General features: G+C 45.2%; 13 protein-coding genes. 6 read left to right on the top strand and 7 right to left on the bottom strand.

From position 1 onward, the window contains the following. Positions 1–74 precede the first annotated feature (74 nt). The 3 genes from V202x_RS14240 to V202x_RS14230 all read right to left on the bottom strand — a co-directional run bounded on the left by V202x_RS14240 (position 75) and on the right by V202x_RS14230 (position 2,466). Positions 75–473: a DUF6768 family protein gene (locus V202x_RS14240; protein WP_145176017.1), complete on the bottom strand. Its 399-nt coding sequence runs from the start codon at positions 471–473 to the stop codon at positions 75–77. After that, positions 470–1,030: an RNA polymerase sigma factor gene (locus tag V202x_RS14235; RefSeq protein ID WP_197992867.1), complete on the bottom strand. Its 561-nt coding sequence runs from the start codon at positions 1,028–1,030 to the stop codon at positions 470–472. Before V202x_RS14235 ends, V202x_RS14240 begins: the two co-directional genes overlap by 4 nt. Positions 1,031–1,755: 725 nt before the next feature. Beyond that, positions 1,756–2,466 carry a sulfite oxidase-like oxidoreductase gene (locus V202x_RS14230; protein WP_145176011.1) on the bottom strand — a complete coding sequence of 237 codons (711 nt, stop codon included), beginning with the start codon at positions 2,464–2,466 and terminating at the stop codon, positions 1,756–1,758. Positions 2,467–2,874: 408 nt separating this feature from the next. On the opposite strand from V202x_RS14230, the gene secA reads away from it, so the two are divergent. The 5 genes from secA to V202x_RS14205 all read left to right on the top strand — a co-directional run bounded on the left by secA (position 2,875) and on the right by V202x_RS14205 (position 11,822). After that, the gene (gene secA / locus V202x_RS14225) at positions 2,875–6,423 is read left to right on the top strand and encodes a preprotein translocase subunit SecA (RefSeq protein WP_145176008.1); all 3,549 of its coding nucleotides are present in this window, start codon (positions 2,875–2,877) and stop codon (positions 6,421–6,423) included. Between the two features lie 57 nt (positions 6,424–6,480). Next, positions 6,481–7,824, top strand: a complete 1,344-nt coding sequence (locus V202x_RS14220; RefSeq protein ID WP_145176005.1) for a 3-deoxy-D-manno-octulosonic acid transferase — start codon at positions 6,481–6,483, stop codon at positions 7,822–7,824. 271 nt (positions 7,825–8,095) lie between these two features. After that, on the top strand, positions 8,096–9,274 hold the full coding sequence (gene metK, locus V202x_RS14215) for a methionine adenosyltransferase (protein WP_145176002.1): 1,179 nt from the start codon (positions 8,096–8,098) through the stop codon (positions 9,272–9,274). A 59-nt stretch (positions 9,275–9,333) separates the two neighbouring features. Next, positions 9,334–10,311 carry a hypothetical protein gene (locus tag V202x_RS14210; protein ID WP_145175999.1) on the top strand — a complete coding sequence of 326 codons (978 nt, stop codon included), beginning with the start codon at positions 9,334–9,336 and terminating at the stop codon, positions 10,309–10,311. Positions 10,312–10,673: 362 nt separating this feature from the next. Beyond that, a complete protein-coding gene (locus V202x_RS14205; RefSeq protein ID WP_232098514.1) occupies positions 10,674–11,822 on the top strand; it encodes a 3-oxoacyl-ACP synthase III family protein in 1,149 nt (382 codons plus the stop codon). A gap of 87 nt (positions 11,823–11,909) precedes the next feature. Here the strand turns inward: V202x_RS14205 and V202x_RS14200 are convergent, their stop codons facing one another. From V202x_RS14200 to V202x_RS14190, 3 genes are all read right to left on the bottom strand, one after another. Then, the gene (locus tag V202x_RS14200) at positions 11,910–13,190 is read right to left on the bottom strand and encodes a hypothetical protein (RefSeq protein WP_145175995.1); all 1,281 of its coding nucleotides are present in this window, start codon (positions 13,188–13,190) and stop codon (positions 11,910–11,912) included. Between the two features lie 164 nt (positions 13,191–13,354). Continuing rightward, positions 13,355–16,519, bottom strand: a complete 3,165-nt coding sequence (locus tag V202x_RS14195; protein WP_145175992.1) for an efflux RND transporter permease subunit — start codon at positions 16,517–16,519, stop codon at positions 13,355–13,357. A 49-nt stretch (positions 16,520–16,568) separates the two neighbouring features. After that, entirely contained in the window at positions 16,569–17,771 is a 1,203-nt protein-coding gene (locus V202x_RS14190) for an efflux RND transporter periplasmic adaptor subunit (RefSeq protein ID WP_145175989.1), read from the bottom strand. A gap of 497 nt (positions 17,772–18,268) precedes the next feature. On the opposite strand from V202x_RS14190, the gene V202x_RS14185 reads away from it, so the two are divergent. Further along, positions 18,269–19,219, top strand: coding sequence for a glucosamine-6-phosphate isomerase (locus tag V202x_RS14185; RefSeq protein ID WP_145175986.1), 951 nt, complete (start codon positions 18,269–18,271; stop codon positions 19,217–19,219). A 93-nt stretch (positions 19,220–19,312) separates the two neighbouring features. On the opposite strand, the gene V202x_RS14180 is transcribed toward V202x_RS14185, so the two are convergent. Then, complete coding sequence (locus V202x_RS14180; RefSeq protein WP_145175983.1) at positions 19,313–19,717, bottom strand: bifunctional nuclease family protein; 405 nt, start codon at positions 19,715–19,717, stop codon at positions 19,313–19,315. Positions 19,718–19,723: the final 6 nt, after the last annotated feature.

Genomic DNA, 19,723 nt, shown 5'->3' with positions numbered 1-19,723 from the left:
GGTGCATGCCTCTTCTCTAGAATGATTGGATATTTTGAGAGGCTCTGTCAGGAGTAGGGTGACTTGAAAGGCCATTACGCCTTCTCATCTTCTGGCTGTTCTTCTTTGTTTTCCATTTCACTGACTAAAGTGGCGACCTGTAACTCCAGTCGTTTTATCTGACATTGAAGGGCGTTCTTCCGACAATCTGCTAAAAAAGAAAACTCAATTAACGCTTCAAAAATGAAGCAGACGGTAAAACCAGTGGCCCAGGCAATCATGGCACGGGTACTCTCAACCCGAAAGAACTGAACTGCAGAAACGATCATTACGGTAACCGTCACCGCCATCAGAGTAAACCAGGTGATGGTGATCCACTTTGAGTGGCCTCGAAACATTTGCAAGATACCTTCATTGTCCAGATTGTATCCATCATTCAATTCGTCCTGCTGAGCCTGGAGTGCCTCCCGAATCTGTTCATCAATTTCTTTCATAATTCGCTCCTTTGTATGACTTGCTTCAGTTGTTCCCGGGCATGATGTAACCGCGATTTGACAGTTCCGACCGGGATCCCTAACGCTTGTGCGATTTCTTGTGTTGACATGTGATCCATATATTTCATGGAAAGAATCTGTTGGCTGCTTGTCGACAATGCTTTGATACCTTGTTGAATTATTGACTGCACATGTGACTTGTTTCCTTGTTGTGCTGTGGAGTCACCCGCACTCTTTTTTTGGTGCGCTATTTCTGTCCAGAGTGTTCTTTGTCGCTGCTGGCGTCGCACCCAATCGGTTGCCTTGTTCCCCACAATGCGGTACGCCCAGTTTCGAAACGACGATGGGTCTTTCAGCCGACGGATGGTACGAATGATATCCAACCAGGCATCCTGAACGATGTCTCCCGCAGCTTCCCAGTCTTGAGTTAAATACCAGGCATGCCGCCGCAACCGGTTGTGCCAACGAGAGACAAGAGTTTTGAAAGCCTCGATGTCACCATCCTGGCATTTCAGCACTAGCAGTTCGTCAAGGATTTGGTTGGGTGATCGTGTCATGGAACTGTGACTATAGTCGTAATCAGTTCCCGTTTGGTTCATTTATTTTCGGAAAAAATCCATTTACCTGAAGATCGTATAAGTATATTCATCGGTTGTGGTCTAGAAGGATTTCTTTAGTGTTTTAAAAGTATCGCTACAAGTGGCGGGGTAATCCGACTGCTCAGCAGATATTCATCTCAGGTGTTGGCGTCATATCGGTTAGAATATGGTCTGTGGTTACATGGCATTGCAGAGAAACTCCTGTAACTGACTTTATCTCGCCAGGTTGCGTGTGTCATTCGTGTTTTGAAGTTGTTTCACATATGTGAAAATGTGGTCTTATCGTGATCGACTCTCTAACATGATCTGGAATGGCGTGGGCCAGTCAAGCCAGAAAGATTTGCGCATTTTTGTCTTGAGTTTGACCGATATGAGCGGTGTTGATGATGCAAATATGGTTGAAAGTAGTCTGAAATGAGGGTGATGATGAAGAGCTTGTTCAGAATGTTTATGATCCAATCATCAAAAACAAGGGACTTTTATAGTGCTGAAATCAACAGGAGCAGAAGTATTCACCGCGAAGAAAAAATTTCCACGCGCGCGCGACGCAGATCACGGAGTTTCGAGAACGGCGCGATGGTGTCAAGAAGAAAAATGGTCACTGTTTTAGGAAGGGAATTCCATTCGGGGGTTCCCGAAATTGTCAATGGGATTTTGGGGGTGACAATATTGAATGTCGTTACTTAATCAAAAAAGCCGGGAGGGATGTCATCTTTTGATTGAAAGCGTTCGCCGTCGGGGTTGTTTTCATTGACGATCCAGGGATCACCATGATTGTGATACCCACCACGTTCCCAATAGCCGGGCGAGTCGTCGGCGACGAACTCGATTTTTGTAATCCATTTGGCACTTTTCCAGGCGTAGAGGAGGGGAATAATTAAACGCAGAGGGCCGCCGTGATCGGGATCAAGAGGCTCATCGTCATGTTTGTCACATAAGAGAACGTCTTCCGATTGGAAATCCTTTAGCGGGAGGTTTGTGGTCCAGCCATCATCGTAACCGGTGGCGATGACATAATGGGCTTCAGGTTGAACGCCAGCGCGTTGCATAATTTCTTTCGCGGAGACACCTTCCCAAAGATTTCCCAAGCGGGACCAGCGGGTCACACAGTGGAAGTCTGCGAAGACTTGTGTGCGCGGTAATTGTTGAAATTCAATCCAGTTAAAAGAAAGGGGATTGTTGACGAGACCACTAATTTCCAGTTTCCAGGTGTCGAGATTGATCTTGGGAACATCGGTTGCGTGCAGGATCGGCCATTTTCGGGTTCGAGTTTGACCAGCGGGAATGCGGTTTTCTCGGTAAGTATCAGGGCTGATGATCATTTCGGAGTTGTCTGCAGGAGGAGCGGGAGGATTACCTACCTGGTATTTTTCTGAATCAGGTCCATTATACATCTGTAATCTCCGTAAGGGTTTAAGTATGAATCAGTTGAAAGGTGGGGTTCTGATCCATCCCATGAAAATATAAGCATTTCGGTTAAAAGATCCAGAGGTAGATATTACAAATGCCCCAGACTTGGCACATTGGTTGCATTTCATTATGAGTGAGCCTCTGAATCTCCCGAAGCGATGGTCAAACAGGAAGCAAATACCGCCATTGACCATACTTTTCAAAATAAATAAACTTCGGAAAGAGAAGAACTTACAGAAATTACATGTATTCTGGTTACAGGGCATCGTTTGGCGATACGCGCTCTGTCAATTCTTGAATGGACCGTTGCTACTGCCAGTATGACAGTCAGCGTGAAATGAACCAGAGGCGATAGATAGACTATTTTCGAGAATTCGAGTTCAGGTTAAAAAATGGAATTCCTTGACAAACTAGGTGAATGGCTGACTGTTGTAACGGCATGGTTCGAACGATTTTTAACGGGTCTGTTCGGTTCATCAAACGAGCGACAAATTCGAAAACTGGGATTCGTCAGAGACAAAGAAGGCAACGATGAAGTTGTACCTGGCTCGATGCTGGCTGAAATCGATAGCTTCGAACCTGAATTACAGAAACTATCTGATGAAGAATTAAAACAGACCGCGTCGAAATTGCGTGCGCGATTGGAAGCCGGTGAAACGCTGGATGATATTCTGACCTATGCATTTGCCGCGGTTAGGGAATCTGCCTGGCGTAATTTGAATATGCGGCATTACTCCGTGCAGATGATTGGAGGCTACTTTCTGCATAAAGGCATGATTGCTGAAATGGTAACAGGAGAAGGGAAGACATTGGTTTCTTCCTTACCCGCGTTTCTGAATGCCTTGTCCGGCAAGGTCCATATTGTAACCGTTAACGATTATCTTGCGCAACGTGATATGGAGTGGATGGGGCCGATTCATATTGCCCTGGGATTGACCGTCGGTGCCATTCAGTCTCGAATGGGACCTGAAGAACGGCAGAAGCATTACGCCTGTGATATTACGTATGGAACGAATAACGAATTCGGTTTTGATTATCTGCGCGATAATATGAAACCTGTGAAAGAGCTGCAGGTGCAGGGGCCTCTTCATTATGCTGTTGTCGATGAAATTGACAATATTCTGATCGATGAAGCCCGAACACCACTCATTATTTCCGGGCCGGCTCAGGATGATCTCACAAAATATTCCAAGGCAAATTCCGTCTCAATGAAACTCAAAGTGGGCGTCGATTTTGAGGTCAAAGAAAAAGAACATACATGTCACTTAACTGATGCAGGTGTCAAACATGCGGAAGAACTGGCTGGAGTGGAAAGTTTTTACACGGCCGGCAATATGGAGTGGCCTCATTTAATCGATAATGCACTCAAAGCCCATCATCTTTATAAACGAGATGTGAACTATGTCGTTCAACAGGGGGAAGTGATTATCGTCGATGATCATACTGGTCGCTTAATGCCAGGACGTCAGTGGGGCGATGGCTTGCATCAGGCTGTGGAGGCCAAAGAGGGCGTTCGGATTAAAGAAGAATCGCAAACTCTAGCAACAATTACCTTGCAAAACTTCTTCAAACTCTATGACAAGCTATCGGGTATGACCGGTACCGCCATGACTGAAGCGGAAGAGTTCTGGAAGATTTATCAACTGGATGTGGTCAGCATTCCTACGAACCGTCCGATGCAGCGGATCAATCATCCCGATGTGATCTATCAAACAGAGAAAGAGAAGTGGACTGCGATTGCTGATGAAGTGCGTGAGGTTCACAATAAGGGATGTCCGATTCTGGTGGGAACGGTATCCATTGAGCAGTCGGAAATCGTCAGCCATAAATTGAGTAAATACGGGATTCAACATAACGTACTCAATGCAAAGCAGCACGAGCGCGAAGCGGAAATTATCGCACAGGCGGGGCGCAGAGGAGCCGTCACGATTGCGACCAATATGGCCGGGCGAGGTACCGATATCATTCTAGGGGGGAGTGCTGAGCATCTTGCCTGGGATGAATTGAGCCAGAAATATGAATCTCGTTTGCAGGTTCCCAAAACAGAGTGGGATCAGCTTGTCAAAGAAATCGAAAAACGGGAAGGCATGGATGTCGAAGCGGAAGAGGTCACCCAACTGGGCGGATTGCATGTGATCGGCTCAGAGCGTCATGACTCCCGCCGCATTGATTTGCAGTTACGTGGTCGGTCTGGTCGTCAGGGAGATCCGGGTTCCAGTCGTTTCTTTCTTTCTCTGGAAGACAAACTGATGCGGGTCTTTGCGGGGGATTGGGTCAAATCGATTTTGTCCCGCATGGGCATGGAAGAAGGCGAAGCGATTGAGAGCCGCATGGTCTCAAACCGGATTGAAGGTGCTCAGAAAAAGGTTGAAGAACGCCATTTTGAACAGCGTAAGCATCTGCTCGAATACGATGAAGTGATGGACGAGCAACGTAAAAACGTCTACGGCTACCGACAACAAATCCTGGATGGCTGTAATTGCCGCGATTTGATTTTAGAAATGATCGAACGACAGGTAGACGAAGAAACCGATCGCTTGCTCGACAGTAATTACCGCTGGGATACGATCGCGGCCTGGTGTGGTCAGGAAGCGCATATTGACGTCGAAGCTGTCAGTGTTCGAGATATGACGTTTGAGCAATTAGTCAGCTACCTGAAAGATGAAGCCAGTCGACAAGCTGATGATTTAATTGCTGAACAGATTGAAGAGAATTTGCCAGAAGAGTATGAAGATGATTGGAACTGGCAGGCACTCGCCAAATGGGCCAACGCGCATTTTAGCCTGAATTTGAATGAACGTGAGTTAAAGAAAAGCGGCAAAGATGGTTTACACCAATTTTTATACGATCACGCACAGAAAGCCATTGGTCGCATTGATTTCTCGCCGTTAGAGACCTTCCTTGATTCAAGCTGGGGTATGCGTTCTCTGGTCGGATATTTGGATTATCAGTTTGGGATTACCGCCGATCCTGAGGATTTTAAAGATCTGAGTATTCCTGAAGCGAAAGAGAAGGTCCTTGAAAAAGTCAAAGAACTATATCGCGAAAAAGAAGTGACGTTTCCTGTCACTGTTGGCATGTATAATTTCCTCGGAAATCAACAGCCCGGTAATGAAGCGAATAGTCGCATTGGACTGGTGAAATGGGCTAATACAAGGTTCCAAACGAATCTGGAATTGGAATCGTTGAAAGGTAAGCCTGTTAATGAAATCCAACAGATTCTTTCCGCTGAAAGTGAGAAAGTTTTTGTCAATGGAGAAGCTTCTTCACAGATCGAACAGTTTCTCACTAAAGCATACTCGGAAGAAGCCACTGTTGCTTCAGGGAATGGAGTTCATGGAGGTTCCCACAATCCGGCGTTAGGAGAACTGGTTGAATGGGCCAATCAGGAACTGGAGACGAATTTAACGACGGAAGAGCTGGAACCTTTATCTGATGATGAGATTCGAACACGGTTGTATCAAGCTTACAATCATCGGTATCGTCCCGAACTGAGTCAGGCGGAACGTTCGCTCATTCTGGAAGTTTTAGATACATCTTGGAAAGACCATTTGTATTACATGGACCATTTACGGGCCGGAATTGGTCTGGTTGGTTATGCCCAAAAAGATCCCAAGGTAGAATATCGTCGCGAAGGGATGAAGGCCTTCGATGCGATGTGGGGGCGGATTGGTCAGCAAGTCACCTCAGCCATCTTCCGATTGGAAAAACAGAGTCCTGATTTTGTTGGTTCTTTATGGCAGGTCACTTCGACGGTACATGAAGAGGTCTCAGATGATTATGGATATGATGAGCCTGGGGAGGAATCAGGAAGTCCTTCAGAGCCATCACAGCAAACAATCGACCCAATTGTGAATCAGCAACCCAAAGTAGGCAGGAACGATCCATGTCCTTGTGGTAGCGGGAAAAAATATAAAAAGTGCTGCGGGAAGAACCTATAGTTTTTAAACGGTAATGTGCCCAGGCAACACCAGAATTTGATAAGGGAATGGAATCCCGTGCGTTTAATTTCTTATCTTTTAAACCTTGTTTATTGCCTGTTGTTGGCAGTTGTTTTTCCGATTATCCTGTATCGGATTTTGGTTCAAAAAAAATATCGATCTGGTTGGAGTCAGAAGTTTCTTGGAAACCTTCAGCGTCGGGATGAAGATCGTCCCTGTTTTTGGTTTCACGCTGTCAGTGTCGGTGAAGTGCTTCAACTGCCACCGTTATTAGATCAAATTCAAGAACAGATTCCAAATGTGGAGTTTGTCATCACGACGACAACTCATACCGGGTTTGCTGTCGCTCAAGAGAAATTTCCCCAATATCGTATTTGTTATTTTCCGCTCGATTTTTCGTGGGCAGTCAAGCGTGCCCTTCAGCGAATTCAACCAACGGCGGTGATTCTGGTGGAGATGGAACTTTGGCCAAATTTTGTACTCGCTGCTGCTGAGTTAAAAATACCAGTCTCTATTATCAATGGCCGCTTGAGCGAAAAGAGTTTTCGTGGATATTGGCGGATTCGCAAATTGATCGGTCCTCTCTTGAATCGGCTCCATTTGATTGCAACGCAGACAGAGACTTATGCTGAGCGGTTTCGAAGTCTCAAAGGTAATTCAGAATGCGTTCATGTTACCGGTTCCATTAAGTTTGATGGTATTGAAATTGAGCGGGACAATCCGTTAACAGCAGAACTCCGAAATACATTTCAGTTAAATACAGCACAGACGGTTTTGGTTGCAGGTAGCACGCAGGCACCGGAAGAACGTATTGCTCTGGATGTTTATCTGGAAGCCAGGAAATATAATCCGGATCTTCGACTCATTCTGGTTCCCCGGCACCAGGAACGCTTTGAAGAAGTCGCTGAATTGGTAAAAAGTTATGGACTTCCCTTAATTTGCCGTAGTGATCAACGGCAAGGTGATGTCAGTACGCTGCTTCCTTTTTCCAATATTGAAACACCGGCCATTGGTTTGCTGGATACACTGGGAGAGTTAAAGGCCTGTTGGGGGTTGGCAGATGTAGCTTTTGTGGGCGGAAGTTTGACCAGGCGGGGAGGGCAAAACATGATTGAACCTGCTGGTTATGGTGCTGCTCTGATGTTCGGGCCCAATACCTGGAATTTTAAAGATGTAGTGGATGCATTGATCCAACATCAGGCAGTCAAGGTGATTCATAACCAGGAGGAACTACTTATCACTCTGTTAGACTGGCTGAAAGATCCTCAAAAAGCAGCAAGTCAGGGAGAGCGGGCCCAGAAATTTGTTTTAGATCAACGTGGTGCAACAAGTCGAACTGTGAACGTGATTCTTCCTCTCCTCATGAACACGAAAGTAACAGGCTGTGAAAGTGCGGCTTAGAATGCAGGAAAATATTCTACTTATCATTAATGAAAATACTGCTGAACTTTTGAGAAACCTTGTTTAAAACGTTAAGCTAGAGGGGAGAATCTCTTGTTGAGTTCATTCAGGGGCTCTACAATCGGGAACAATAACGCTCGCAAAGGTCAGGTTCACAAAAGTGTATTTGGCATGATCTTTCAAGATTGAGTGGATATCAAAGTGACTCCGAAATCGGGCGAAATATATTTTTGACTATCTTTTAATCAATGCAAAAAGGGTGGAGTGACGCATGGCTAATTTCTCGTTCACAAGTGAATCGGTCAGTATGGGACATCCTGATAAAGTATCTGACCAGGTGTCAGATGGGATATTGGATGCACTGCTTGCTGGCGATCCATATTCGCGCGTCGCTTGTGAGACTTTGTGCACAACTGACTTTGTTGTACTCTCAGGAGAAATCACAAGTAATGCAAAGGTGGATTATGAAAAAATTGCTCGTGATGTGATTCGCGATATTGGCTATACCAGCAAAGATATCGGCTTTAATGCTGATACCTGTGAAGTCCTGGTGAAGTTGCATCAACAAAGTGCAGATATTGCCCAAGGTGTTGATGCAGAAGGTGCAGGAGATCAAGGCCTCATGTTTGGTTATGCCTGTAACCAGACTGAAGAATACATGCCGGTTCCGATTGCCCTTTCCCATCGCATTTTGAATAAACTGACTGAAATTCGTCAGAATGGTGAAGTCGATTGGTTATTGCCAGATAGTAAAAGCCAGGTCACTGTTGAATATGAAGATGGTAAGCCTGTTGGTGTTTCAGCAGTGGTCGTTTCAACCCAGCATACTGAAAATGTCAGTCAGGAAGAGATTCGTGACTTCGTCATTGAAAATGTGATCAAGCAAATTATTCCTGCGAACTTTTTGAGTGACAAGACAAAGTATCATATCAATCCTACTGGTCGATTTGTGATTGGGGGGCCTCATGGCGATACTGGTCTGACAGGTCGCAAAATTATTGTCGACACATATGGTGGTTGGGGGCGTCATGGTGGCGGTGCTTTCAGCGGTAAGGATTCCACTAAAGTAGATCGTTCTGCAGCTTATATGGCCCGTTATATCGCGAAGAATATTGTGGCCGCCGGCCTGGCTTCTGAGTGTGAAGTTCAGCTTTCCTATGCGATCGGTGTTGCTGAACCGACCAGCATTTATGTAGATACAAAGGAAACCTCGGTGATTCCGGAAGAAACGATTTCTCAACTGGTCAGAGATATCTTTCCGTTAACGCCACAGGCGATTATTAATCATTTACAGTTGCGTCGTCCCATCTTCAGAAAAACTACCTGGGGTGGGCACTTTGGTCGAAACGATCCCGATTTCACTTGGGAAGCAACAGACAAAGCTGCTGAGTTGAGAGACGCTGCTGGCCTGGGAAACGAAGTACCTGAGCCTCAATTCGCGATGTCATAGTTGAGGTTTCATCTGGTTTATAAAGCAGCTATCGCCGGGCAGAATGGAGGATGCTCGACATGGAAGAAACAAAACGCAGCATCAATCAAATTAAGAATAGAACCATTCAGGGAAAGTCATCTCGTTTGAGATGGCTGTTCCCTTTTTTAATGATTGGTCTTAATTTCATTCTTGCCAGTGCATTACTGTTAATGCGCGTTACTGGCATCTTTCAAGTTCAGCAGAGCTTTTTACCTCTGGTAACATTAGGCGGTCTACTGTCGTGTTTCTCTTTAGCCACTCTGCTTTTGATACGCTCTCAGCGGCTGATGGATCTTTCACAGAGTCAGAAGTATTCACTAACTCTGGTACTGATTCTACCAGTCTTAGGCGGAATGTTCGCAGCGCTTCCAGACGGACAATTGACCTCTGTTGGTGGATGGGGCTTGATTACGGTTTACTTTTTGGCGTTCGCTGGTATACGAGAGCTGATTGAACGCGAGGCGGCAGTGTTGGCAGCTTCTGAGAATTTTCCAACCGAGCTTCAACATGAAGAAGGACAACAATTCTCGCAGCATGATCAGGAAAGACACATCTCAAACCCAATACAGACCTTTGTTGCAGAAGAAACAAGCGCAGAGCCACTGGAATCGATCAATGAGAGTAATGAAGCATTGTTGAAAGGATTGGCGTTACTGTCTACTGATTCTGCACATGAAGTCGTCGAGTTTGACGAAGAGCAGGAAAATCGTTCACAGTGGATGAGTCGTATGACGGAACCCAATGGTTCTGAAGTGATTGAGGGTGGCACCCTGGTTCAGTTCGCGACGAATCAGAAAGTGAGTGTCGTGCATATCGGGCTGTTTCCCCCTTTATCAAGGGATTTAAGCATATCTTGTGATTCTGAAGCAGGAGCGGCAATCAGAACACGAATACTCGAAATCCGTGGGTATGGAATCAGCATCGAGGTGAAAAGGGGAGATAATCTGGAAGAGGAATTCGAAACATATCTTTATTATCGAATTTGTGATGATAAATTGGATGAAGAAGTTGCCTGAAATATGTGTGTTTATGTTCATTTTGAAGGCGGTGTTATTTTACCTATCTTATTCCTTAGCTGGAATTTTCTATATTTCGCTAGTTTCCAATTTTATGAAACGCTATACTCTGCGAACATTACAAGAATGTTAAATAATAATGACCATCAATTATTAGTGAGACTCGATCATTTCTATTCTCACAAAAAATCTTAAGTGTTCTTAGTGAACGGTGCAGAATCGAATTTATGACAGGTTTACTTGGTGAAAGTGGCCTGTTCTATTGGAGTTGTGCTACATCACGATAGGATTCGTGTTGAATGGAGGCTGGGCTCTGACATTGATTCAGGGGTCAGGAAATGCTGAATAAGGATGTCAGAATAATGCACAAAATTTCTTTAAAGTATAAAACCAAAAATCAAGTCAATTCCTCTGATCTTGAATCAGTCTTGGACGCGTCTGGGCTTCTGAATCAACAGGTGAAATTGTCATCTGATAAAAAGAAAATAGAGAGTAAGCGTGGTCGCCAAGTGATTAGTCAACGAACTAATTCATTATTGGGAGTACAAATTGTTTCGAGTGGATCTTACGTACCCAATAATATCGTTACCAATCAAGACCTGCAGGAGCGTTATGGTTTTGATCCGGAATGGATTGAGCAACGTACTGGTATCTTAGAACGCCGTCATGCCCCTCCAGAAATGGCGACCAGTGACTTGTGTTACGAAGCGGCACAAAAAGCCATTCGTGCTGCACGTGTCAGTCCTGAAGACATTGATTTGCTGATTGTCGGGACATTTACACCCGACTATCAATGTCCTTCGGTTTCTTGTCTGGTTCAGGATCGATTAGGTCTTGATGCGCCCGCAATTGATTTACAAGCTGCTTGTGCAGGATTCATGTATTCTCTCGTCACAGCCGCTCAATACGTGGCAACAGGAAACAGTAAATTGGCTTTGGTGATTGGTGGAGATTGCAACAGTCGTATTGTTAATCCTGAAGATCGCCGCGTTGCTCCTCTGTTTGGCGATGGGGCAGGCGCCGTATTGCTGGCGAAAGGGGATCCACATCAGGGTTTAACTTGCTATCAGACTGGTTCGGATGGCAGCGGTTCCTCATTATTAGATCGTCCTGCCGGTGGTACACGTAATCCTGCTACGGTAGAAGACATCAAAGATGGTCGCCATTTTTTAAGTATGGATGGTCGTAGTGTCTTTAAATGGGCTGTCAGAACTGTCGCCGACTCTATTGACCTGATGTTAACCAAAACTGGTATGAGTGTGCATGAGATCGATTTGTTTTTGATGCATCAGGCCAATATTCGAATTATTGATTCGGCTTGTGAACAATTGGGAATTCCTCGTGAAAAGGTATTTAACAACTTGAGCAAGTATGGAAATACCTCTGCGGGATCGATTCCAATTGTACTTGATGAAGCATTTCAGGCTGGTCTGATTAACCGAGGCGATACCGTTCTGCTTAGTGGTTTTGGAGCAGGCCTTGCCTGGGGGACCGGATTATTTCGCTGGTAGAACGGTATTGAAAAGTGCTGACGTCTCTCCGGATCTGATATGAGAGAGATTAATTTTAACTATTAGTTTAGCCTTGATATCTTATTTCTAAGACGTTTCTTCGTCTTCCGGTTTTTCTTCTGATTGCTCTGGATTTACAGGTCGCTCAATCACTGGTTCTCCCGATTTAGCAACGCCCGCTAAGGGGAGATCAGCTGCTTGTTCTTCGTCCGCATCTGCATTGTAGATGTGATCGATTGGAGTCCCATCATCACACTTTCTTAATAGAAAATAGATAACAGTATTTGCCGACCAGAAAAAACTGATGATGAATCCGGAAAATAAAATACTGAGTACCTTTCCCCATCCCAGAGTAATGGTTCTCGCGAGCGAATTCTGATTAGGCATAAATAATTGATTGGTTGTATCATCACTTAGCCCCCAAGTGACTCCCCAGTAAGAGAGGTAGGTGATAAATGTGAGCAGTAATTCCACAAAGAAGAGGCAAACAGCACCATAGCAAAGGGTGACAATCACGAGCCAGAGGAAATACCAGATGCGGCCAAACAGGTAACTGAAGATACGGCTCAACCCGTCAAAACCATCACTGTCTTCGACACTGATCGTGGCCATCATTAAAGGCCAGCCAGCGAGGGTAACCAGCAGAATCAAACTCATTACAAATGCAAACAGGTAGGCAAGACCCCAGAACAAACTAACAATGACTTCCCCGGCTCCTGGAATATAACCGAGCAAGCCTATGAGTAGGCACAATACCCAGAAAAATCCCATACCGGCGAAAGGGAGCAAGGGAGCACTCACTAATGAAAGAATGCGTTTCGATGAGAAACGTAACGCGGCTCTGAGTCCAATGTGTTCATCTTGAGCAAATTGAATGGCAGCAATTCTAGTAATGGCTCCGCCAAACAGGGACCATACGATAACGGCCCAGAGTAGTTGCGTCGTGGCGTAAGCGAGGGAACTCCAATTGGTTCCAACATTAAAAAGTGTAAAGACGGGCCTTGTAAAAGATGACATTGGTTCCAGCAATGTTCTTTCATTCAATTCATGAAAGATTGTGTAGTTGCTATTCTCTCCTAGTATCTTGATGCTATTTAGCCGCTGTTGCAGAAAACGATCCGAAGTTTGTGGATAGAACTGGATGTTTTGTGGAAGTAATTGTTCTGCATCTCTTACTTGTTGAGGAGGGGCAAATGGAAGAGTGTTAAACAGTTGATTTCCCAGGAGTAAAAGTAAAAATGCTGCCGAAGCTAGCATTATTTTCTGAAAATCGACGGCCAGTCGAAAGATGCGAAATAGATGCAACCAGGGAAAAATTGTTTTGTAAGGAATCGGTTCGGAAATGAGAGAAGGTTTTTGATTCATCATAAATCGGAATGACTGTCCAAGGGCCCACAGATGAAATAGATGCTAATCTGATTGTAGTATGCAACACAAGAACTGAAGCGGAAATGTCTGCTCATCCTTTAGTGGCGTATTATAGACATTCTGACTGATTTGATGCTATCGTAGGACGGGGGTTGCCGTCATATTCAGGTAGATTTTATTGCCTGACCGAGGGGGGGATTTTCAGAGCGTACTTGATGCTTTTCTTTTACTTTTTTTGTAACAGGCCCTGTGCATGTCTGATAAATCAAAGGAATGGCGAGTAACGTAATAATCGTACCAGCACACAGCCCGCCTACGACAACACGAGCCATTGGTGCCTGTAATTCCCCGCCTTCTCCCCAGCCCAGTGCAATGGGGATCATTGCCAGAACTGTGGTCAAAGTGGTCATCAGAATGGGGCGAAATCGCCGAGTGGCTGCCTGGATGATCAGTTGGGTAAGCGGTTTGTCGGGAAAGCGTCTACGGAGCTGATTGATGTAATCCACAAGCACGATTGCATTGTTCACAACGATACCGGAAAGAACGACGATGCCAATGAAGGATTGAACATTTAATGTCGTTTCAGTAAACACAAAGACCCAGATCACACCAATCATTCCAAGTGGAACAGAGAACAGGATGTAAAATGGATCTCTCAGCGATTCATACTGTGAAGCCATGACCATATACATCAATATGATGGCTAGGACAAATCCTTGCTTTAATGCATCAAAACTTTTCTGTTGTGATTCCCAGTCACCGGCGACTCGAATTGAAAATCCTGCAGGAATTTGGATGGAGTTCAAATGCTGTTCTAACTCGGGAACGATACTTCCCAGATCTCTGCCTTCCACATCGGCAAAGATTCTTAAGACACGTTGCTGGTCCTGGCGTTCGATCACAACAGGTGCTTCATCAGTTTTAAATTGCAGCAGATTTTTAAGTGGAATCGTACGACCTGTTTCTGTTGTGACACCCACTTGTTGTACATCTGAAAGACGATCGCGGTCTGTTTCACGAAGCCGAACGACTACCGAGAATTCATCGCCATCTTCGCGGTAGAGAGTCGCTTCAGTTCCCTGAATCGTAGTTTCAAGGGTCTGTGCAATATCCTGCACACTAATTTTGAGAAGCCCAGCTTTATCTCGGTCAATAGAAGCGGTCATTTCAGGACGTTGGTCTGAGATTTCCGCTTCCACGTTGATTAGACCGGGGATTTGTTTCATGACCTCAACGACTTGTTCTACGATTTTTTGTGATAGCTGTAGATTGTGCCCTGCAACCTGGACTACCAGATCACCACCTCCTCTGCGGCTGATCATTCTCATCAGCATCATTTCCGTTTGCGCTTTCACCTGGAATTTCATGCCGGGAACGGGACCAATAGCATCATCGAGGGCTTTTCGAATCTCTTCGATACCTCGTTTTCGTTCACTCCGAGGTGAGAGTTGAATTCGCAACGTAGTTCGATTCCAGCGGTCTGCATCATCCGCACTATCACCGATGAATGAGGCGATGGCGACTGCTTCTGGAACTGATTTGATTGTTGCCTGTTCAAGTATACGTGTTTGCTGGTCCAACTTTTTGAGTTGGATACCGGCTGCCATTCTCGAAAATACATTGACGGTTGCTTCATCTGTCTTCGGTAAAAACTCAGTTTTGATACGTGGAGATAAGCCTAGAGTCGCGGTGAAACATACTAATAAAGTGAAACCGGTCATCGTTGAGTGTTTTAAGCTGAAACGTAGAATTCGCTCATAAATTCGTTCCAGAAACAGTAGAATCTTATGATTTGTATTATGGAAGGTTTCGATGGTGGCAAACCAGGGTTTGGACCATTTGGAGCGAACTTTTTTTGTCTCGGCCGGAATCCAGTAAGCGCTCATCACAGGAGTCAGTGTCAGACTAGCAAATAAAGAGCAGATTAACGAGAACGAAACAACCCACGCCAGTTGATGTAATAGAATTCCTGTCGCGCCCTGAATAAATACCAACGGCAGGAAGATAATGAGTGTCGTCAATGTGCTGGCAACAATGGCAGCAGAAACTTCAGCTGTTCCTTCAATGGCAGCTGCAATAGGATCAAGTCCTTCTTCCCGTTTGCGGAAAATACTTTCCAGAACCACAATCGAATTGTCCACCAGGAGACCGACACCAAGAGCGAGGCCGCCAAAGGAGATGATATTCAGAGTGAAACCTTGAAAGTAAATCAGAATAAATGTTGCCAATACAGAGAGTGGCATACATACACCGATCACCAGCATGCTACGGAAGCTTCGTAGAAAGAGAATGAGTACTAGAAACGCAAGGCCCATTCCATAAAGCGCCGCTTCTTGAATATTGGCAATCGATTGTCGAATAAATTCAGCTTTATCAACACGAATACTGAGATTTACGTCCGAAGACGATTTATTAACGCGCTCAATTTGCTTTCGAACAAGGTCGCTCACACTGATCGTATTGGCGCCAGACTGTTTATAAACGTAGAGTAGAATACCGGGCTGCCCGTTCATACGAGTTAACTCGGTACGTTCTTTTTCTCCGTCGACAACATCGGCAACATCACGCACGCGAACGGTCGCGCCTGCTTTTTCACGTACTACAGTATTCTCAATTTGTTCCAGGCTGGTGAATTCTCCCTGGCTGCGAATATGTAAATTGAGATGTCCTTCTTCAAAATTTCCTGCGGGTTGATTGATATTATCTTGCTGTAAAGCGTTGATGACTTCATTGACGCCCATGTTCAGAGATTCAAGTTTACTCCGATCCAGATTGATCTGAATCTCTCGTTCAATCCCTCCTCGCATGCGCACTCGGGCCACACCATCCAACTGCTCAAACTGGGGAATAATTTGATTTTCTGTGACGCGGGTCAGGGTGATCGGGTCGAGTTCGCTATTAAGACCGAAATAGATGATTGGGCTATCAGCAACATCAAAATGGCGAATGTAAGGGTCCTCAGCACCCTCAGGTAGGGAATTTCTTAACTTGTTCAGCGAATCACGGACTTCATTGATCGCCAGATTCAGATCTGTTCCCCATTGGAATTGCAGGCGAACGGTGCTGCTTCCCTCGACGCTGCTGCTGAGAATGTTTTCCACGCCGGCGACTGAACTGAGAGTTTGTTCGATGGGGCGTGTAATGAGCGTTTCTGCTTCACTGGGGCCGGCACCTTTGTAAATCGTGATCACACTCACGCTTGGATTTTGAATATCCGGCATCAGGTCCACTGCCAGTTGTGACAACGAAACACAACCCAGCATGACCAATACCAGAGAGGCCATCAGTGTCGTGATCGGTCGGTGAACTGCCAGTCTTGTCAGGGACATATATTAATCTTCAATCATTGATCATCAATTTAAAAGAAGACGATCCAAATCACAAATTCGTTTTCTGCGGCAAAGGCAGTGGTGATTGAAGAACCTCGTCCATGGGGACTTCAACGGGAGTGACTGTTTGGCCTTCATCGACAAGTCGATTTCCAAGCGTAATCACAAGATCTCCCGAATTAATTCCGGAAAGAATCTCGACCAGCTCACCATCATTGATGCCGACTTCAATGTTACGTATTTCAGTAACCGGCGGGTTTCCATCAATGATATAAACTGCCGATCCAGGCCCATCTTTGCGGCGCGTCAGGGAAGCGACTGGTAGTACTTTGGCTTTGTGGCGTTGTTCAAACACAATTTGAACGCGCGCATGCATGCCCGGTTTCAATGAGAAATCTTTGTTGGGGATTTCGATGTGTACCGCAGCAGTCCGCGTCTGTGGATCCAACACAGGTGCTTTGCGTAAAACATGGCCGGAAAATGTTCTATCGGGGAAGGTGTCTACGGAAATGACAGCTTTCTGGCCGAGTTTGACGTCTTCATAATCTTTTTCGATGATATGCACGATCGTGCGGACCGTATCCAGATTGACAATCTTCATCAAAGCGACGTCGGGTTTGGCCAAATCACCCACGTCAACCAGACGTTCTGCCACAAAGCCGTTTGTGGGAGCCAGGATTTGGTTTTCCTGCAGACGCAGGCGGCTTTGCTCAAGCCCCGATTCTGCCTGTTCAACTCTTGCTTGTTCGAGTTCCGTCTGCGCTTTCGCGATGGCCATATTCGCGACCGCTTCTTCCATTTGCTGTACCGTGCTGACTCCTGTTTTTTTAAGCAGTGATAATCTCTCATGTTCTTTTTGAGTCAGTTCTTGAGCGGTGATTTGTGCCTTCAACTGTGCTTTCGCAACTGTGAGTGCGGCTTTTGATTTAATGACCAGTTCCTGGTTTTCAGAGTCATCTAACTCCAGAATGATATCCCCTGCCTTAATTTGATCTCCTACATTAAATGGCATCGATTTAATGTACCCGCTGTGCTTGGTCCGAATCTCAACTTGTGATCCGGCTTCAAGATTACCTACGAGGTTAATGCGCTTTTCAAGAGATTTTTCGGTGGAACGGGTCACCTGCACGGCAATGGGTTGGGTGATGATGGTTTTAGGAGCCGTCTGAGTCTCTTGTAGAGACTGTTCATAAACTAACCAGCCAATAATCATAGCCAGAGCTGTACAGGCTGGGGCAATCAGTACTTTCATCGTTTTTATTTCTCCGGTTGGATGAACCGCAGCAAGGGAGTTTATTCAATAGAATATCCATCGGACTATATAGGGATTGCTTTCAATTCCAAAAAAGTCAGTCTGGACATTTATCAATAAAAGCCCCTTGTTTATGACAACAGAGAGGACTCTATTGTTCAATCAGGCAGGTTGATAATTATCGTAAAGATAAAATATTCGGGTTGTAAGGAAGGTCATTTTCAGGCAGGATTGATTGCCTGGGAGAACAATCAATTCAGCAAATCTATTAGAACTATTTCGATGAGAGAATTCAAGATGTTTATCGCTCTTAAAGTGTTGGTTTAATTATTCTTTTGTTTATGAAATCATAGCCTTCTGTTTCCTGTTTTCATTTTCTGTCTATGCTAAAATCCACGCCTGAAACCGAATTTTGAAATAATCGTTAGAAATTAGGGGTTTTTGACGTTTTCCAGAGTTTGAAAAAATTGTGAGTTTGGATTGAGAAGGGAACAGTTATGGATTTAATGAGTACGATTGCCGGTTCCATGATGGAAGGTTATTTTCCAGCTGGCTGGGATCTGGCAAAAATTGATCAATGCATGAACGCGGATCCGGCGTCCATTACAGATCGCCAGTCTTGGTGGCACAAAGACTTCGAACCAGTAATGTGTGGAAGTGTAACCGACTTCGATACAATTATGGGCCATGAAATTGCATTAACGATTAAGCAGTCACGCGATGCAGGAGAGAAACTGGCGTTGATTCTGCCTGTGGGACCAATGGGTATGTATCGTTGGGCTGTTTTCTTCCTGAAAGAGTGGGGCGTTTCCTGTGATCATGTTTACGGATTTAACATGGATGAATGGAGTGATGCGGATGGAAACACATTGCCTCCTACCAATCCGGGAGCATTTCAGTTCGCAATGAAGGATGCCTTTTATGGCCCCCTGGGTGATTTGACTGTTCCTGAGAGCCAAAGGCACTTTGCTACCGCAGATGTACTACCAACCTATGCCGATAAAATTGGTGAGTTGCGATCAGCGGGTGCAAAACTGGGCGTGATTTTTGGAATTGGTCGAGTCTGCCATATTGCGTTCTGGGAACCTCAATTTGCAGGTGAATTCGATTCTGAAGAGGAGTGGCAGGCTCAAACTCACCGGATTGGTGCAAAACTGCATCCGCTCACCATCGAACAGAATGCAGTGACAAGCTTCAAAAGTCGCACGACTCTCGTGCCCGCATATGCTAACACGATTGGCCCTGGCTGTTTCCTGAACGCCGATAAGATTATTGGTGGCTGTGATGGTATCTTCTCACGGGGGATGCAGTGGCAGGGAATGAGCGTCTGGATGACATTACGACACGAACCGACGAGTTGGATTCCTTCCACATACATGACAAAGCAACCCGGTCGTCTGATTATTTTAGATGAATTGGCTGGACCATTGGTCGCGGATTGCAACTAGTAGATACTGAAAATCAATACAAGGCTCTTCCGAAGACTATAATCGGAAGAGCCTTTTTTATCGTAGTGTTTTTTTATGAATTCCTTTAGTGGTTTACTTGGAAGTCTGCTCCAGCACGGATTCATGGACGAAGATCGGAACAGGTGGATCGTAATGAATCGATAAGGCAATCGCATCGCTGGGACGACTGTCAATTTCTACCAATTCTCCATTCTGATCGACTCGTAACATTGCATAGTAAGTGTGGTCTTCCAGATGTGTGATCACAATATCTGTGAGCCTCCCACCCAGTGATTCAATCGTATTTTTTAACAAGTCATGTGTTAAGGGACGCTGAGGTGAGAATTCCTGATTCACGCGACGGTCAATGGTAGTTGCTTCAAAAATACCAATCAGGATCGGAAAGATACGTTCCCCATTCACTTCGCGCAGATAAATCACCTGCTGGTCACCAATCTCGCTGATAATAATGCGAGATAACTCCATTTCAACAAGCAAGAGAGC

This window comes from Gimesia aquarii (assembly GCF_007748175.1).
GTDB lineage: Bacteria > Planctomycetota > Planctomycetia > Planctomycetales > Planctomycetaceae > Gimesia > Gimesia aquarii_A.
Note: the sequence above shows the minus strand (reverse complement) of the source record. Positions and strands in the feature narration are given on the sequence as shown.

Excerpts from the sequence above, each read along its gene's own strand:
- V202x_RS14230 (WP_145176011.1), bottom strand. The coding sequence starts at position 2,466 with ATGTATAATGGACCTGATTCAGAAAAATACCAGGTAGGTAATCCTCCC.
- secA (WP_145176008.1), top strand. The coding sequence starts at position 2,875 with ATGGAATTCCTTGACAAACTAGGTGAATGGCTGACTGTTGTAACGGCA.
- V202x_RS14185 (WP_145175986.1), top strand. The coding sequence starts at position 18,269 with ATGGATTTAATGAGTACGATTGCCGGTTCCATGATGGAAGGTTATTTT.
- V202x_RS14195 (WP_145175992.1), bottom strand. The coding sequence starts at position 16,519 with ATGTCCCTGACAAGACTGGCAGTTCACCGACCGATCACGACACTGATG.
- metK (WP_145176002.1), top strand. The coding sequence starts at position 8,096 with ATGGCTAATTTCTCGTTCACAAGTGAATCGGTCAGTATGGGACATCCT.
- V202x_RS14190 (WP_145175989.1), bottom strand. The coding sequence starts at position 17,771 with ATGAAAGTACTGATTGCCCCAGCCTGTACAGCTCTGGCTATGATTATT.
- V202x_RS14205 (WP_232098514.1), top strand. The coding sequence starts at position 10,674 with ATGCACAAAATTTCTTTAAAGTATAAAACCAAAAATCAAGTCAATTCC.
- V202x_RS14240 (WP_145176017.1), bottom strand. The coding sequence starts at position 473 with ATGAAAGAAATTGATGAACAGATTCGGGAGGCACTCCAGGCTCAGCAG.
- V202x_RS14210 (WP_145175999.1), top strand. The coding sequence starts at position 9,334 with ATGGAAGAAACAAAACGCAGCATCAATCAAATTAAGAATAGAACCATT.
- V202x_RS14235 (WP_197992867.1), bottom strand. The coding sequence starts at position 1,030 with ATGACACGATCACCCAACCAAATCCTTGACGAACTGCTAGTGCTGAAA.
- V202x_RS14200 (WP_145175995.1), bottom strand. The coding sequence starts at position 13,190 with ATGATGAATCAAAAACCTTCTCTCATTTCCGAACCGATTCCTTACAAA.